Source organism: Lentzea alba (genome assembly GCF_047445655.1).
GTDB lineage: Bacteria > Actinomycetota > Actinomycetes > Mycobacteriales > Pseudonocardiaceae > Lentzea > Lentzea alba_A.
In genome coordinates this window covers 1-16252 of the sequence record NZ_JAJAEG010000064.1, presented here as the reverse complement: position 1 = coordinate 16252, position 16252 = coordinate 1, and the positions used below count along the sequence as shown (strand labels likewise).

Annotated in this window: 12 protein-coding genes and 3 pseudogenes; 10 read left to right on the top strand and 5 right to left on the bottom strand. The window is 62.3% G+C overall.

The window, feature by feature from the left end:
- Window positions 1–17: 17 nt before the first annotated feature.
- Window positions 18–407: a peptidase inhibitor family I36 protein gene (locus tag LFM09_RS48735; protein ID WP_414103488.1), complete on the top strand. Its 390-nt coding sequence runs from the start codon at window positions 18–20 to the stop codon at window positions 405–407.
- 670 nt (window positions 408–1077) lie between these two features.
- Here the strand turns inward: LFM09_RS48735 and LFM09_RS48730 are convergent.
- From LFM09_RS48730 to LFM09_RS48715, 4 genes and pseudogenes are all read right to left on the bottom strand, one after another.
- On the bottom strand, window positions 1078–1587 hold the full coding sequence (locus LFM09_RS48730) for a transposase (RefSeq protein WP_414103487.1): 510 nt from the start codon (window positions 1585–1587) through the stop codon (window positions 1078–1080).
- Window positions 1588–1639: 52 nt separating this feature from the next.
- Window positions 1640–1879 (bottom strand): annotated as a pseudogene (locus LFM09_RS48725) (transposase); the annotation flags it as partial.
- A 318-nt stretch (window positions 1880–2197) separates the two neighbouring features.
- Window positions 2198–3588: pseudogene (locus LFM09_RS48720) on the bottom strand (IS1380 family transposase).
- 1087 nt (window positions 3589–4675) lie between these two features.
- Window positions 4676–5461 (bottom strand): glutamate ABC transporter substrate-binding protein, encoded by a 786-nt coding sequence (locus LFM09_RS48715; protein WP_414103486.1) that lies wholly within the window; start codon window positions 5459–5461, stop codon window positions 4676–4678.
- Between the two features lie 1037 nt (window positions 5462–6498).
- Here LFM09_RS48715 and LFM09_RS48710 point away from each other — a divergent pair.
- On the top strand, window positions 6499–6744 hold the full coding sequence (locus LFM09_RS48710) for a hypothetical protein (protein ID WP_414103485.1): 246 nt from the start codon (window positions 6499–6501) through the stop codon (window positions 6742–6744).
- 701 nt (window positions 6745–7445) lie between these two features.
- Here the strand turns inward: LFM09_RS48710 and LFM09_RS48705 are convergent.
- The gene (locus LFM09_RS48705; protein ID WP_414103484.1) at window positions 7446–7613 is read right to left on the bottom strand and encodes a hypothetical protein; all 168 of its coding nucleotides are present in this window, start codon (window positions 7611–7613) and stop codon (window positions 7446–7448) included.
- 76 nt (window positions 7614–7689) lie between these two features.
- On the opposite strand from LFM09_RS48705, the gene LFM09_RS48700 reads away from it, so the two are divergent.
- The 8 genes and pseudogenes from LFM09_RS48700 to LFM09_RS48665 form a co-directional block, all read left to right on the top strand.
- Window positions 7690–8157: a hypothetical protein gene (locus LFM09_RS48700; protein ID WP_414103483.1), complete on the top strand. Its 468-nt coding sequence runs from the start codon at window positions 7690–7692 to the stop codon at window positions 8155–8157.
- Between the two features lie 1159 nt (window positions 8158–9316).
- Complete coding sequence (locus tag LFM09_RS48695; protein ID WP_414103482.1) at window positions 9317–10045, top strand: helix-turn-helix domain-containing protein; 729 nt, start codon at window positions 9317–9319, stop codon at window positions 10043–10045.
- Window positions 10046–10189: 144 nt separating this feature from the next.
- Window positions 10190–11116: a hypothetical protein gene (locus LFM09_RS48690; protein ID WP_414103481.1), complete on the top strand. Its 927-nt coding sequence runs from the start codon at window positions 10190–10192 to the stop codon at window positions 11114–11116.
- On the top strand, window positions 11113–12072 hold the full coding sequence (locus tag LFM09_RS48685; protein WP_414103480.1) for a DUF2332 domain-containing protein: 960 nt from the start codon (window positions 11113–11115) through the stop codon (window positions 12070–12072). Before LFM09_RS48690 ends, LFM09_RS48685 begins: the two co-directional genes overlap by 4 nt.
- A 27-nt stretch (window positions 12073–12099) precedes the next feature.
- A complete protein-coding gene (locus LFM09_RS48680; RefSeq protein WP_414103479.1) occupies window positions 12100–13308 on the top strand; it encodes a cytochrome P450 in 1209 nt (402 codons plus the stop codon).
- A 23-nt stretch (window positions 13309–13331) separates the two neighbouring features.
- Window positions 13332–14351, top strand: a complete 1020-nt coding sequence (locus tag LFM09_RS48675; protein WP_414103478.1) for an ATP-binding cassette domain-containing protein — start codon at window positions 13332–13334, stop codon at window positions 14349–14351.
- The gene (locus LFM09_RS48670; protein WP_414103477.1) at window positions 14341–15108 is read left to right on the top strand and encodes an ABC transporter permease; all 768 of its coding nucleotides are present in this window, start codon (window positions 14341–14343) and stop codon (window positions 15106–15108) included. Before LFM09_RS48675 ends, LFM09_RS48670 begins: the two co-directional genes overlap by 11 nt.
- A 301-nt stretch (window positions 15109–15409) precedes the next feature.
- A pseudogene (locus LFM09_RS48665) lies at window positions 15410–16189 on the top strand (IS5 family transposase); the annotation flags it as partial.
- Window positions 16190–16252: the final 63 nt, after the last annotated feature.

Here is a 16252-nt window from a genome sequence, read left to right as displayed (position 1 = left end):
CGCAAAGGATTACTGAAATGATTACTCGATCCCTAAGTCGGATCATTTTTGGCGGCTCCCTGTCTCTAGCTCTTCTGTTTGTCGCATCGTTGATGGGCGGTGCTTCTGCCGTTGCTGCTCCAGCGTGTCCGAGCACGCTGTGCGTCTGGGAGCATCACAGTTTTCAGGGGCGTCGCATCGACTTTGGCCACGTGCTTCAAGAGCGGTCCATGAAAAATCGAGTCATTGGCTCTCATGCAACCATGAATGACCGGATTTCTTCCTTTGTCAGCAACCACGGCGGAAACCTTTGCTTTTATGAGCATGAAGATTTCAGGGGGCTGGAGTTTCGCATTGGTCCGCGTGAGAGCTGGGGATCCATGCCGCGGTGGATCAATGATAAGATCTCCTCGTTCAGGGCGTGCTGAATTTTGCTTGTTTGAACTTCGCCTCGATCTTGTAATTCGCCCGCAAGACGCGGATTCGGTGTTTAAAATTTGCGTGGACGATCAATCATCTCCCGCGCGTGCAGTGCGGGAGATGATTGTGGCTTGTTGCCTGGGGTGTCCGTCCGGTGATTGTCGATGGACGAAAGTCGAAAGCTGGCGCGGGTCAGCCGGGCATGAGGGAGTCGGTGAAGCTGCCGCGGGAGAGTGCGCTGCTGATGTCGGGCGCGGTCAGTCCGTCTGGGGAGATATCACGTCGTTGGTGCAGGTCAGTTGCAATGGCTTGTGCGTCGTGATCTGCAATGTTCATCAGCGCCGACACCAGGGCGTTGCCGATCGGCTCGCCCAGCTGGTGGCGAAGATCGATACGAACCCCGGCAGGACCCGCTGCGTCCAGAGTCGGAGCAGCCAGGCAGACGTCGTGAGCACGGACAAGTAGACGCGCGTGCTGCCGATGTCCCAGGACGCCACCAGATCGGGCATCCTGGCTCCAGTCGGCCGCGTCTCGCGGCTTGGTGGTGTGCGCTGATCGGGGACACCGCGGCCTTGTGGTTTGGCAGGGCTCGACATGCGGGGCGCCGTTGATGCCGCAATCCTTAGTGCCTGTTTCTGAGCTACTGAGGCTGTGTGAGTCGTCGGACGGTGATGCGGATCATTGACCATCGCGCCGTTGCCTCGTGGTGCTGGCGTAGTCGTTCGTAGTCGTTCGTAGTCGCGGGCGCAGCGGCGGTGGTTGGTGATCCGTGCGAGGGCCGTTCCACCCCACCGCCGTGGCATCACCCATGAAATGCGGTAGGTCGGGCCGTTTCACTATCTCGACGGTCAGCGCGAGGGTGTTGCGTGCCCAGCCGAGCAGGGTTCCGGTGTAGCCGCCGTCCGCGCGGATGAGTTGGACTCGCCGTCCGGCGGCGGACCGCAGGCGCCGCAACGGGGAGCGGGCTGCGATTCTGTCCGATGTGGATGCTGGGGTCACCAGCACCGCGATCAGCAGTCCGAGGGTGTCCACGGCGATGTGGCGCTTGCGTCCCTGCACCTTCTTGCCCGCGTCGTAGCCGCGGGTCGATGTGGACACGGTAGGCGCCGCTCGTACGGATTGGGAGTCGATGATCGCCGCCGACGGGGCGGCGTTGCGGCCGTCCGCCAGCCGGGCACGGTTGCGCAACGCGTCCAGGAGCCGCTGGCTGGTGCCGGCCTTCTCCCAAGCGGTGAAGCGCTTGAAGACAGCTGGCCAGGGAAGGGAAATCGGCGGGCAGGGCTCGCCACTTGATGCCGTTGTCGACCACGTAGAGGATCGCGTCGACGATCAGCCGACGGCAGTGTTTTTCCCACCGTCCGCCACGACCGGCCAGGCACGCCGGATCGGGCAGCAGGGGGTCGAGCACGGCCCATTGGGCGTCGGTGATGTCGGTGGGATACCGGCTCGCCCGCCGACCGGGCTGATGTGTGACGGCCAAGCGGCAACAGGCGGGACCCGCGGTGGAACCGCCCGCGGGGATCGGGCACGATAACAATGGAACTCCTAGCAGAACGGCGCTTCGACAACGTCCGATCTACCAGGAGTTCCCCTGTCTGCACACCACAGGGCTCTCACCTGCTCAAGCTCGGAAACAGGCACCTTAGCCTGAATCCACCGACGGTTAGTTGGTGATCATTTCGTGGGTTTGCGCCAGAAGGATTGATCCTTGCCGGTCGTGGAGGCGTGCGGGAACCGCTGGTCTGCCCAGCGTGTCCACGGTGAGGTCTCCGGTCGGGCCTGGTGGGCGGGGGTCGGGTCAGGCGGCTTGTGACAGCCCGGTGACGGCGGTGTGCAGGGCGATGAAGGCGTGTTCCCAGGGCCAGTGCTCGGGCAGGTGCAAGATCGGCTGTCCTTGTGGCCGGGCCAGCCGCGCGGGGATGGCGATGAGGTGCCGGCGCAGGGTGGCGCCTCGTGCTCGTGCGTGGAACCGGCTGGCCAGGCTGCCCGCGGCGCGCAGCAGGTTGTGGGTGATCGCCGCGCAGATGGCCCAGGCGGCGTTGGCGTGGAAGTGCCCGGAGGGCAAGTGCGCGAGCGGCCCGTCGATCAGGTCGGCGAAGACCTGTTCGATGATCGCGTGCTGCGGTGCGTCACATCGGCATCCACTGTGGACAGTGTGGTGTCGGTGAGGAACGCGTGATGGCGCCAGACGGGAAACAGGGCGTCGGTAGTGTTCTTGTCCTTGACCCTGCGCACCACCAGGCGGGCGGTCACCTCGTGCTTGGTTCCCGCGAAGGCGGTGTAGACCGTCTCGGCGACCTCGGCGTCGGAGATCAGCTCGCCGGTGTCGGGATCGGTGACCGCGTCCGGGTAGTGCACCGGGGTCCAGGCGTCCTCGCCGATGCCGGCGATCGCGGCCCGGATCGAGGCGTTGAGCGACACGGTCACCGAGAACCGGGCCCCGCCACGGCGTGCCGCGCTGATCACCGCGCCCGCGTAATACGCGGAGTCCGCCCGCACCGGCACATTGCCGACCGCACCGGCGGCCTTGGCGGTGACCAGGGCTTCGGCCAGCAGGCTGGCCGCGCCCCGGCTCGAGCCCGCCGAGCCCTTGCGCAGCCGCATCCCGCCGATCACCGGCGCGGCGATCGGCGTGGAGATCGTGGCCACCAGCGGGGACAAGCCACGCAGCCGCACCGGGTAGCCGCCGACCTTGGTGTGCCCGAAACCCGCGCCCTGCTTACGTTTGCCGTACACCCGCCGCAGCAGCGAATCAATGTCCACATAGGTCATCTCGGCCGCCCCGGCCAGTACCGGCGTCCGCTCGGCGAGATCGACCAGCAACCGGCGTGCCACCGCGCCCAGTTGCCGGGTGTGGCCGTGGGTGAACGCCCGCAGGAACGAGCCCAGCGTCGAGGGCGCGTACACCCCGCCGAACAGCCGTGGCATCCCGCCATGACGGATCACATCGAGATCGTCGATCGAGTCCGCGCCCGCGACCATCCCCGCGATGATCGAGGCGATCTTGCCCGCCGGGTTAGCGCCGGTCGAGGCGATCGGCGGGTTCGTGATCGTCACGCGCTCTGCGACCAGGTCAGGCAGCCCGGCCCGCTCGGCCAGTGCCATCACCGGAACCAGCCCGGCACACGACACGAGGTTCTCGTCGTCGAACCGCACCGCCGCGCGGGACCACCTGTGCAATAATTTCACTGAAAGTGCCTTCCGTGCACTGCGATGTGGGACCTTAGACAAGCCTCATTGTCGCAGCTCAGAAGGCACTTTCGTCGTTAACGCGCCACCCCTCGGACGTCAATCATCGGTGGATTCAGGCTTAGGGTGATGGCGCTAGCCGACAATCGACTGCAGCCATCATTGCTCAAGCGGCTACATGGCCGCCGTACCTGTGCTGTGCTGCAGGGCCAGCGATTGAGCCGGGATTCCCGCCTGGCATCACTTGCTCCGACGTTGGTGCCTGTGAGCTGTGGGGGTCTTTGCGCGTTCAGAAGCTGGCGTGGATGCGGTTCTGGATCTCCGCAGGGGAGGTTGACGAGCTTCTCATGGAAGTCTTGACGCCCGCTGGGACGACGTAGTGCCCGTCTGCCGATGCAGGTCAGATCCAGTCGCGTCACGACTGGCGCGTCGCGTCCGCCGTCCACGCCTGCCCTGGGTTCGACCGGGTGCTCTCCACGCCGCGTCCGCCGTCGGGAATGCCGGCAGCGAGTCGTCGAACGCGATGCCGTTCAGGCTTCACGCCTGCTGGCGTGAATCAGCCGACAACTGCGCCTCGTGCGCCCGTCTAACACGGAACGAGAACGCAGCCGCCGGAGTCTGGGTCTGTCGACGGCGACGTGCGGCTGTTCGGTGTACTCGAGCTGGAGAGCGTGGTGGTGGTGGTCGTATTTGTCGTGGAAGCCGGCGTCGACCCGGAAGTATCAGGAGGGGCCGGAAGCGGAGAGGCCTGCGGAGGGGGAACTTGGTTCGTCGTCCGGTTCGGTGGTGCTGGGGGAGTGGTGCTTGGCGGCGGGTTCTGACTTGGTGCGGAGGTCGACGTGAAAACGGTTTCCGTCGTGCCCGTAGGGACGAGGCTGGGTACGTCGATGCCTTGATCTTCGGGGACTGCAGGAGATGACGTGGTGGTGTGAGCGCGGGGCGCCGTGAGGTGGACGCCGACGCCGATACCAGCGGGGACAAGCACGGCGCAGGCGCACAGGACCATCAGCGGAAGCCTCAGCCGCAGTCTGTCGGCAGCTGCAGGCCGAGTGGTGTCCTCGGACAAGGTTTTTCTCCTCACGGCGGGTCAGCCCTGGCCCACGGTCGGTGGTGGGGTCGGCCGGAAATCCGGGTCCGGGAAGTTCCTGGTCAGCGCTGCGTTCCACTCACCGGATGTGATCATCTGCTTGATCGCTTCGTTGATGCGTCTTCGTCCCTTGTCGTCACCTTTTTTCAGACCGATGCCGTAGCGTTCCTCGCTGAATGTCCGCTCGACGAGCTTCAGCAGTTCGGGGTTCTTCGCCGAATACCCAGCCAGTATCAGGTCGTCGGTTGTCACAGCGTCGACCTCTGCGTTGAGCAGCGCGGTGACGCACAGGTCGAACCGCGAGTACTCGACGAGCTGGACGGTCGCCGCGTACTGCTGTCGCACTCGTTGGCTCGATGTCGTACCGGTGACGCTGCACAATCTCCGCGAGTTCAGGTCGCTTGGCCCCTTGATCGATACTTCTTGCTGGCGTACAAGGAGGTCCTGACCGGCGACGTAGTACGGCCCGGCAAACGTGACACGCTGCTGCCGTTGCGAGGTGATGGAGTAGGTGGCGGCGACGAAGTCGACCTCGCCTCGTTCGATCGCGATCTCGCGGTCGGCGAGCAGTACCTGTTTCCAGGTTATCCCGTTCTCTGGCACGTTCAATTGTTGTGCAATGTATTTCGCGACGTCGACGTCGAATCCACGTACGGTGTCGTCGGCCGGTCTGTGGCCGAGTCCTGGCTGGTCGAACGCGATTCCGATGCTAAGACGGCCGCTTGCGCTGTGCGTCAGTGCAAGGGAAACGTCATCGGAATGACCACAGGCCCTCACGACGAGCACGGCAGGCAGTATCAGCAGTGAAGCGGCAAGGAATCTTCCGAACGTTGGCAAAATATCTCCGGCGCGTAAGTCGTAACAGGTCTGTGATCACGCCGAGATTAGACGGCCGGGTTCCCGGTTTCCAGAGCCGCGTTGTTGGTGCAGGAACCTCTGCACTTGTGGGCCGGGTAACCCGGTGTGCGGAGGCGGTCGGGGCAATCCTCGCGGTACTCTGGGGCAGTTTCGGTGAGACCGGCACTCCTTCGCGCTCGGGCGTGGCAGCTTCAGTGCCACACCGAGTCCGATGGGAGTGCCGCCATGTGTGATAACGAGAGCGCGGATGGGGATAAGGCCGCCAAAACCGCGGACGGACTGCTCATGACGTTGGTCCAACAGGTTGCCAGTGCCACAACCCATGCATCTGGACTGCAGCTGGTGCGGGCGGAAGCACGCGTGGCGGAGTTCCACCTGCGGGAGGACGGCTCGACTGCGTGACGACACGGGTGCCCCTGTTGCTTGATTGGCCTCACAGCGTTCGAGAGTCTCTGAATGCGGAAACGACTGTTGGGCGCTGCGACGCATTGGGAACGGTTCCGTGGCACCGGCACCTCGCCCCATTCCTTCAGCGAGTTAGCGCGGCTGAGCCGATGATCTGTAGGAATTGTTGGGCGAGGGCACCGTCGGGAGCGGCGAGTTGGTGAGCGCCGTATCCAGCGGTCGCGCGGGGGACGTGCTTCACCCGCTGGCTGCCGAACCGGTTTCGGCTGTCCGTTGACGTGATGTCGGTGCCAGGTGCGGGCACCGAAGCGTGCCGGCTTGGACTGCTGCACAACGAACTCGGATTGTTCTCGTGATCATGATCTCGTCTGTTCTTGATCGAGTAGATGGATCACGGCTGGATGGTTGTGGATCAGCAGTCGCGCCTGGAGTAGCGCTACCGGGCGGTGTGCGAGGTGCTGAGCGGATCAGCGATCGGCGAGGCCGCGGCCAGGTATGGAACCTCGCGGCAGACACAGCACGCCTGGCGACACGCTTCCAGTAGGAGGAGTTCCTCGACCATGTCGCACCCCTTCGAGCCCGTCACCGCCGTCTCGTTGCACCAGGCCATGGGCGGGCGGACCGTCACCGCCTGGGCAGACCAGCGCAGCATCCACATCACCTCCGACGGGATACGTCGGGTGCACCGTGGCGTCCCGGCTGCGGCCCGAGGACCTACGGCACCTTGTGACGCGGGCGCCATCAGCGCCGAAGGGCCGCATCCCGCCTTCGAGCGCGGCGTCGACGTGACGGGATCCCAGCGCTGACCGAGGAAGGTGAGGGTCGAGATCGACGCGCTCGGTCAACGAGACGGCGTGGTCACTATCGCCGGCACCACGCACCTGGTTGGATTCGCCCACGCGAACGGCAGGGGCATCCTGCGGCTGGACGGGCACCTGATGCACGTCGTGCTCGACACACCCTCATCGGCAGCTAGCACTGCCTGGTTCCAGCCGACCAGCTCGCTCGGCTGCAGGGCGCCCGCACGCCGTTCAGCCTGTTGCCGTCACCGTCACCGCCCGTGGGCTCGATGCGCGCCCAACGACGGGTCCATGCCGACGGCCGCATCCTGGTCGGCGGCTAGCGGATCAAGCTCGGGTCGCGTCACCGCGGCAAGCAGGTCACCGTCGTGATCGAGGACACCTACCTCCGTGTCCTGCATGGCGCGGAAAGGATCGTTGTTCGGCCCCGCTAGAGCCTGAAACCCATCACCTGACTGCACGTCACCGGCAAAGACGTCATGTCTATGCCGGAAGTTCTGACCAACTTGTCCGGTGACTCTGTCCCCACGTCGTCCTTTGTGGACACGCGTACGATGGGTGAGGATTGCTGATCGCCCGGCTCGTAGGGCGTCGTAGTCTCGCGGTGACCACCGAGATCGCGTGGACTTTTACGACCAGATACCAGGTTCGGATCCTTTGACAACGCTGCCCCTCTCGACGGTCAGCGCGCAGGACGGGCAGCCCCGCTACGAGGCGACGGCGCGTTCGGCCGCGGTAGCGAGATTGCGCCAGACTTGCCACCCGTCGGCGACCTGCACCGCATCCGGTGCACAGTCGCGGACGCCATCGACGTAGGCGACGGCTCGACCCTGGTAGACAATCTCCACGCCTTGGGACAGGGAGAAATCGTCCACCCGAATACCGTGGTGTGGGTGGTTCGGAATCGGGCAGGCCTCACAGCGATGTTCTCCGGCTGACCGACGCGGTCAGGTGCCGGATCAGCCTGGCTCCAGTGCGGTCGCCCAACGCCAGCGCCACAACGCACAACACCCGCTGCAGCAACACGGTCCGGCGGGCGTGCTGATTGCCAATCCCGCCTCCGACATCCTGTCGGGTATGTGCCAGGAAGATCGTGCTGGCTCCCCGCGGGATCTGGAGTTCAAGGGGCTGGTCGAACGCAACAACCAGTTCCACCAGCAGACCTCGTTTCTGCCGGGCAGCGTGTTCGTCTCACCGGCGGATTTCAACAGTCAGCTCGAGGAGTGGCTGGTCCGGCGAACCTTCGGACGGTCTGGTCGATTCAGGGCCCGCCGGACCAGCTGCTGGAGACCGACTATGTGGCGAATGCTGCCGTTGCCTCCGGTCGCGCCGCTGATCGGGCTCAACCAGCGGGCCTGGCTCGGTCGGGACTACTACGTCCGGGTCGACACCGTCGACTATTCGTCAACTCGCGGGTGATCGGCCGGTTCGTCGACGTCATCGCCTCGCTGACGGACGTGGCGATGTGTGCGAACGCCAGCTGTCTGTCGCCGGGCACGGGCGATGCTGGGCCAAGCAGGTCGTGATGACCGATCTCGATCACCAGACCGCCGCAGCCTTGCTGCGCAAGAATTTCACGGCGGAACGAGCGCGTCGCGAGGCTGCAGTGCAATTCCGCCGTCACATGACGGACACGTCGTCGCCATGCGGGCGCTGCCCGACTACGACACCGAGTTCGGCGTCGATTTCACCACACCCCATGGAAACGAGCAACACGTGACACAACCCTGCCTGCGAGCTGGGCGACCACGGCGAAGGACGGGCTGCCCTCCTAGATCGCCTGCCTGACCAGGGGCGCTCAAACCCCGGCCATCGGCGCGTTCTTGGATCCACCTGCCGCGGAGGCCCGTGACGAGAACTGGTCGCACGAGGAACACCTGGCCGCGCTGCTGCAGCGCCAGGTCGCCGACTGCGAATCGAAAGGCACGGTGATGCGGATCCACATCGCGCGGTTCCCCGCGGTCAAAAGCCATGGACTCTGCCAGCTGCCCAGCACTCCGACTGTGTACTCGCGCGAGCCTCGAGTTTGAGCCTGTGGACCTGACCCAAGAGACGATGTTGCCCTAGACGACTTACAGATGTGGCGCAATCGCGGGTGCCACAGCACGTCGCCCGATCGCAGGCCGGGCGTCCTATCGCAACGGCGGTGGCGCATCCCTGTGTCCTCGGCGTGGCGACTGCCGACCTGGCAGTACTTCCTTAGCACGGTGACGGGAGCGGGCAACCGCCAACCTTGATCAACTCGGCGATGCAGGGAAGGCCACCGAAGAAGGGGGGCCGGTGAGCTCGTCGAGGGCGTCAAGGCCTCTCTTGCACAACGGCATGCTGTGTCGAGAAAGCAAATGTGAACAAGACAGCCCACCTAAGAAGAGGTCTCGTATGACCGCATGGCTCGAACCCCTGCGGCAGCAGCGTCAACCGTGATGGCAGGACCCTCAAGGGAGCAAGTCCGTGCACCCCCGTACATCGTCCTTGCGGGTTCAACCGCCGAAGGCAACGATGTGCCCAACCAAAAAATTCGATCAAATGTCTGACTAGTCGATCTCGTCGATCTGATCGATGGCTGCGGGGTGAACCTTTGACGACACGAGCTGATTCCACGAGCGTCCTGGCGCGCGCGCTTTCACTTCTCGAGGTTTTGCGCTCGACAGGCGCACCCATGACGTTGTCCGAGCTGAGCAATGACTCGGGGCTGGCCATGGCCACCTGCTACCGCATGCTCACCATAATGGTCAACGCAGGTGTCGTGGACAAGATCGGCAAATGTTACGCTTACCACCACTTCCTCAATGCTCAGGGGCCTGCGGACGACCCTTCAGTGCTGCGGCTTGCTCCGTTTGTGGGTGAATTGTTTGTCAAGGTTCAGCGCACTGCAGCTCTTGCTGTGCTGTCTGGCGTCGACGTCGCCTACCTGCACGAAGTGCGCGGTCTCCGTTCGGTAGGAAAGCGCTTCGAACGGGAGGTGGCTCACCAAAGTGTTGCCGGACGTGCGCTGCTCGCGTTTGATCAGACTCTATCCCGGAACTCGACCAGCTCTTCCGAGGTTGACGCGGCGTCGTCTTCGCAGCTCTCGCTGGAGTTGGCACGGATTCGCCGGGATCGTTACCACATCGGGCAGATATCTCCAGGTGTGACTGATGTCGCTGTACCAGTGATTGGAGTGGGCGGCACACCATTGGCGTTGGTCGTTCGAGGTGCGGCAAGGCCGCTCGACCTGGAGGCTATTTTGAGTAACATGGTTGCAGTGAGCGCGTCCGCATCCAGCTCGCTGCATCGATCCCTATCGCAACAGTCGGTCCGGTGGTAGAGCGGCACGCATCATCAACAATCTGACGGTCAGCTGAAATCGACTGTTCTGATGGCCCTGAAGGCCTGAAAGAATAACTTGGATCGCACTGGTCGGTCGAGCTGGTATTACCTTGAACCGGGGTTTGTCATGACGACGAGAGACGTGACCTCCACGTTCGATGGCCTGGAATCTCTGCGGCCATGGCTGGACAAAGAGGTACAGCAGGCGGTCGCAAGGTCCTGTGTGAAGTCGCCGCCGCTGAGCGAAGCGGTCGCTCGGCTTTTTTCGCTCGATGGTAGTGGGGCGACCGTGTATCGGTTGTTTCCGTTCGTGCTGCACGCGGCTCTGACTGGGGATCCTGCACCGGCAATGCCGGTCGCGGTACTTTCAAGGATCTGGTGGGCCGGCGCTGAAGTCTTGGACGACATCGCTGACGGAGAATTTGACGGTGAGCGCTTCGGTGTGGGCGCCGCAGAGGCGATGACCGTCGCTACTACCTGTCTCACGCTCATTCCGCATTCCGTGATTCACGGAATTGATGTTTCCGTTGCGACGAGGCAGGCCCTGGCGGCGGACTTTCTCGATACTTCGCTGCGATGCGCCGGCGGTCAGATCGACGATCTTGCAGGCGGTGGCGAGATCTCGTGGGGTCGTGCCATGCGTAGTTATGCAGGTAAGTCGGGTGCGCCGTACGAGCGAGACGCAGTAATGGTGGCGCGGATCGCTGGACAGGATGAGTCGTCGATCCGCAGCTGGCGGGCATTCGGTTCACTGTTCGGAGTTCTCAGGCAGCTGGCGAATGATCACGCAGAAGAGACTGCGGTACACGCTACAGATTTGAAGAATGGCGTTCGAACTCTTTTGCTCAGCCACCTCGCTGAATCGCAGCAGGGTTCAAGCGATGAGGCGTCACAGGTTTTGCAAATTACTGGTAGCTATTTACGGCGCGTGGAATCAATTGTGCAGCAGTTGGGTTCTTTGTTGGAGCTGCTGGTTGGGCCATCTGGCTATCGTGATGCAATGCAGTGGCTGATCGATAACTCTGCTAAGTCGGTGCGCGAGGCTGCAGTCCGGGAGGGGTTGTTGTGATCACTGACGCCAATATTTCCATGCTTCGGAGGCTGGCAGCGGGCATGGCGAGCAGGACGCCGATGTCGTCGGAGATGCTCCTTCGGCTTGCGTCTGAGATAGAAAGCCGAAGCCCGTTCGCGGAGTTGATTGTTGATCACCCCTTGTCGAATGACCCCTTGTTCGCTGTCCGGGTCCTTGCCGGCGTGCGGTACCTCGTGGTGACAGACCGTGCACCTGTTCTGTCGGAACATTTGCAGGGTTTGCTCGCCCATGACCAGGACGAGAGCTGGTATGACCGGACCTGGGAGCTATTCCGTGCAGCAGCAGTCGAGAACTCTGACCAGATCGCGCTAGCGCTGGAACGTCCGGTTCAGCAGCATCAGCCTGAACGCTCGGGCCCGCTTCTTCGCGGGCTCGGCATGCTCGGGGCGCAACAGGTGAGACTTCTGGAGCTGGGCGCGTGTGCGGGGCTCAACCTAATCCCTGACCATTATCGCTGGATCGCTCCTGACTGGGAGTGGGGCGACCCAAACTCTACTGTTCGACTGGCAGCTGCCGGCCTGGACCCCGGTCCAATCAGGATTGTGGACCGGGCGGGGTGTGATCTGACCCCGCGAGATCCGAGTGATCCCCACGACGTCGCTGTGCTTCGTTCATTCATTCCGTATGAACTCAGCATTGCTCGAATGGAACTCGACGACGCGATAGGTCTAGCGGCCACTCAAGGTGTGCGCGTCGAAAAGGCGGACGCTGTGGACTGGCTACGTGATCGTCTGCGTGCACCACGCTCGCGCGATGTCACCACTGTGGTGTGGCACAGCCTGTTCTGGGGCTATCTGAGCGCAGATCAGCAAGCTCTGGTCGAAGAGCTGCTTCATTCTGCGGCAGCGAGGATGCCCGTGGCCGTGATCTGCTATGAGCCGCGGGAGTTGTCGGGGCCCGCGAGGCTGGAGGTACGGCACTACTCCTCCTGACCCTGCCAGCTCGAGCAAGGATATGTGATGTCGGTGAACACCATTCCTGTCCACCTGAAGCGACACGAGTTCAACCCCGACCCAGGCCTCAACCTGTTGAGGGAATCCGAACCGCTCAGTCGGTTGACGATGCCGAACGGCGTAAGAATTTGGCTGGCGACCGACCATGGCTTGATCCGTCAGGTTCTTGCAACGCCAGAGACTTTCGGCAGCAACGGCGAGGGATGGCAGGACCCGGCGAACGGAGGGCCCACGCCAACGCTGCCCCCGGCGCAACCACATGAATTGCACGGCAACATCACCGAGTACAACCCTCCTGAACACGCCAGGCTTCGCAGGTTGCTGGTGCGTGAGTTTGGGGCAGGACGTGTGAGGGCCATGCGTCCCATGGTCGAGGGCATCATCGACAACAGTCTGGACGACATGATGCGTGCTGGAAGTCCAGCAGACTTGATCGAACACGTCGCGATGCCAATCCCGTCTCTGGTCATCTGCGAACTACTTGGCGTGCCTTATCACGACCGAACCGAGTTCCAACGGCGGAGTCGAGACCGTTTTGACACACGGCTCCCGGTGAGCGTTCGATCGAGAGCGTTTCAGGAGTCGCGGTCGTACATGCAGGAGTTCGTGGCGGACCAGCGCGTGACACCTGGACATGGAATCATCGGAAGCCTGATCCGTGAGCATGGAGCAAAGCTCGCTGATCACGAGTTGGTGGGAGTCGGTGACATCCTGCTGTTGGGCGGGTACGAGACGACTGCGCACATGATCGGCTTGGGAACACTCCTGTTGCTTCGCACAGGTGGGTACTGGGACGGGCTCCGTGACGGTCGCGACGTTGAGGACATCGTGGAGGAGCTACTTCGCTACCTGTGTGTTGTGCAGACAGGAGTGCCCAGGGTGGTTCACCATGATGTTGAACTTGGTGGACAGCTGCTGCGAGCGGGTGAGCGCGTGCTGTGTTCACTGCCTTCTGCGAACCGAGATAGGTCTGTGTTTGGACCTGATGCCGACGAATTCAATCCAGCCCGAGGTAGTCGGGGTCACGTCGCTTTCGGGCACGGAATTCACTACTGCCTCGGAGCTTCGTTGGCTCGGCTCGAGATGCAGCTGGCCTTTCCTGCTTTGGCTCGTCGCTTTCCTAAACTGAGGCTCGATCAGGAAGGCGTTCCCTTGCAGTTCCGGCAGGCTTCTGCTGTATTTGGCTTGGACTCGTTTCCGGTGCGGTGGGACTGACGACTATGGGCACAGATGAGCGTATGATCACGACCCGTGGTCTGAGTCGTGACTTCAGGCAGCGGCACAACGATGGCCTGCTTCGCGCTGTACGGTCGGTGGACATTGATGTCCTAGAGGGTGAAGTCGTGGGGTTCCTAGGCCCTAATGGTGCTGGAAAGACGACGACAATGCGGATGCTCACGACGTTGCTGAGGCCGACGTCAGGTGAGGCAACTGTGGCGGGGTGTGACTTGTTGTCGAATCCGTCGGGTGTGCGGTCGCGGATCGGCTATGTCGCACAGGGTAGTGGTCTTGCCGGCGACTGCAGTCCGGTCGAGGAGCTGGTTCTGCAGGCAAGACTGTACGGCTTGTCCTGGCGGGAGGCGGTTCATCGCGCTCATTCCCTACTGGACGAGCTGGACCTTTCGGGGTTGAGCAAACGGAAAATCAGGACCTTGTCCGGGGGGCAACGAAGGCGACTTGATATTGCACTTGGTCTGATCCATTCGCCGAAGCTCGTGTTTCTGGACGAGCCTACGACGGGTCTCGACCCTCAAAGTCGCGTGAACCTGTGGGAGCACATTTCCCGGCTGAATCGTGAAATGGGTGTGACCGTTTTTCTCACGACTCACTACCTGGATGAGGCTGATGCCCTCGCGGGTCGCGTCTTTATTGTCGACAACGGCACCGTTGTGGCGTCTGGGACACCTGCAGAACTCAAGTCAACGGTGGCGGGCGACAGTGTGACTGTCAGCGCGGCCAACGTGGATGCGAGCTCAATTGCGGACGTCGTCTCCAGAAAATTCGAGGCTCATGACATCTTCAGTGAGTCGGATACGGTCAGATTTCGTGTGCCCGATGGTGCAGGAGTAGTGTCGAAATTGGTGAGATCGCTCGATGACGTTGGCATCGAGTTGAAGACGGTTGAGATTGTGCACCCCAGCTTGGATGACGTATTCTTCTCGATCACTGGGAGAAGTCTGAGGGACTCCGATGGTGCAAAAAGCGCATCTTCAGCCGTGGTGAAGGGGGAAGAGGAGGTTGTCAACGATGTTGGTTGACACGTGGTTAATCTTCAGGCGAGAGATTGTGCTGCGCTTCCGTGACCCTATGTGGGTGGCGATCGATATCGCCCATCCGCTCCTGTACGTGTTCTTGTTCGGGCCTCTGATGAAACAGTTCGTTCTGCACACGCCAGGGTTTCCGCCTGGAAGTATGTGGATGATCTTCACGCCAGCGCTGCTGATGCAGGTAGCGATCACTGCCGGCTCGTTCGTGGGGATGTCCTTGCTGGCTGACTATCGAGCGGGTGTGGTGGAGCGTTTCCGCGTAACTCCGAGCTCAGCGGTTTCGCAGCTATTGGGTAAGGTTCTTGCTGTTGCGATGAATGTCCTCCTGCTGGCGGTGATCGTATTTTTGGCAGTGATTGGCATATTCGGCACCAGGCCCTCGGTGGTGGGCGCAGTGGTTTGTTTTGGTATTGTTTTTCTCTTTGCCATTGCGATTGCCTCCAGCTCCTATTCGGTGGCCCTTCGTTTGAAAAATGAGAGGACGGTCTCGACTCTCATTAATGCAGTGATGTTGCCCTTGCTCTTGCTGTCCGGGACTTTGGTTCCAATCACGGAGGTGCTTGCTCCGGGTTGGCTTTACAGCCTATCCAGATTGAATCCGGTCTCGTACGGCATGGATGCGGCGCGAGCGGCATTTCGTGGTGATCTCAGTGTCGAGAGCATTGGTCCTGGTGTCGCGGTGTTGGCGGCCTTGTGTGTTTTGACGCTCTGGTGGGGAGTGCGAAGCTTCTCGAAAGAAGATGCTTGATTTTATGGACTGTCGGTGAGTGGCGCTTCAGTCGGCCTGCCCTGCCTGAATCTGACACTAGCGTTCTGTGATTCTGTTTGCTTTACATCTGCCTGGGTGGTGATGGTGTTGGCTGTCGGGGTGGAGCTCAGGGTTCCGGCAAAGTCGGTCGGCCTAGCGAAGTAGATCTTCATGGAGTCGCTTGCACGAAAGAGCCGTTCATTCCGCACTCGCGCCGCGAAGAATGTTCGGTATGCCTGATGAGAGCGTGGCCACGAACCGTGCGTTGTCGATGAAGGGAACCTGATCTGCCGCCTCCCGCGGACAGGTCGGGCTGGAACTGGTCAGCGTGGACTCCACGATCGTGCGGGCTCACCATGAATCGGCGGGGCTGGCTGTCGCCGGTGAGACCCTCGATGCACTGGAACAGGCGCTGACCGAGGAAAAAGGGGGCTCCGTTGCCCACTCAGCAACGGGTGTTGCGCGTGATCGATCGCAGGCCGCGCCGGATCAGGAAGACACGGGTACGTCTGCCGGTCAGGAGCGTGCCGTCCTCCGGCGGCGCCGCAAGGCTCGGGCGAAGGCGGCCGGGCTCGGCCGGTCCCGAGGAGGGCTGAGCAGCAAGATCCACGCCGCCGTCGACGCGAGCGGCCTGCCACTGGCGTTCGTGCTCACGCCCGGCCAGGCTGCGGACTGCCCGCAGTTCCAGGCATTGCTCAACCAGATCCGCGTTCCCGGCCAGATCCGCGTTCCCGGCGTGGCCGGCCGACCACGCACTCGTCCAGACGCGGTGGCCGCCGACAAGGCGTATTCCTCGAAAGCCAACCGGGCTTATCTGCGGCGCCGGCGGATCACCGCGGTCATCCCAGAGAAGACCGACCAGCAGACGAACCGGAAGAAGAAGGGTTCAGTGGGAGGACGACAGGTCTCGTTCGATCCCGCGCTCTACAAACGACGCAACACCGTTGAACGCTTCTTCCAGAAGATCAAGACATGGCGTGGCCTGGCCACTCGCTATGACAAGTCACCGCACAGCTATGAGGCTGGGTTACGTCTACGTGCAGCGATCATGTGGTTGAAGACCCTGACCCCAACCACATGATCCAAACCTCAAACAGCTCCTAGCCTCGGGATTTCGTGTGATCTGAGGTGACACGCCCCTGAA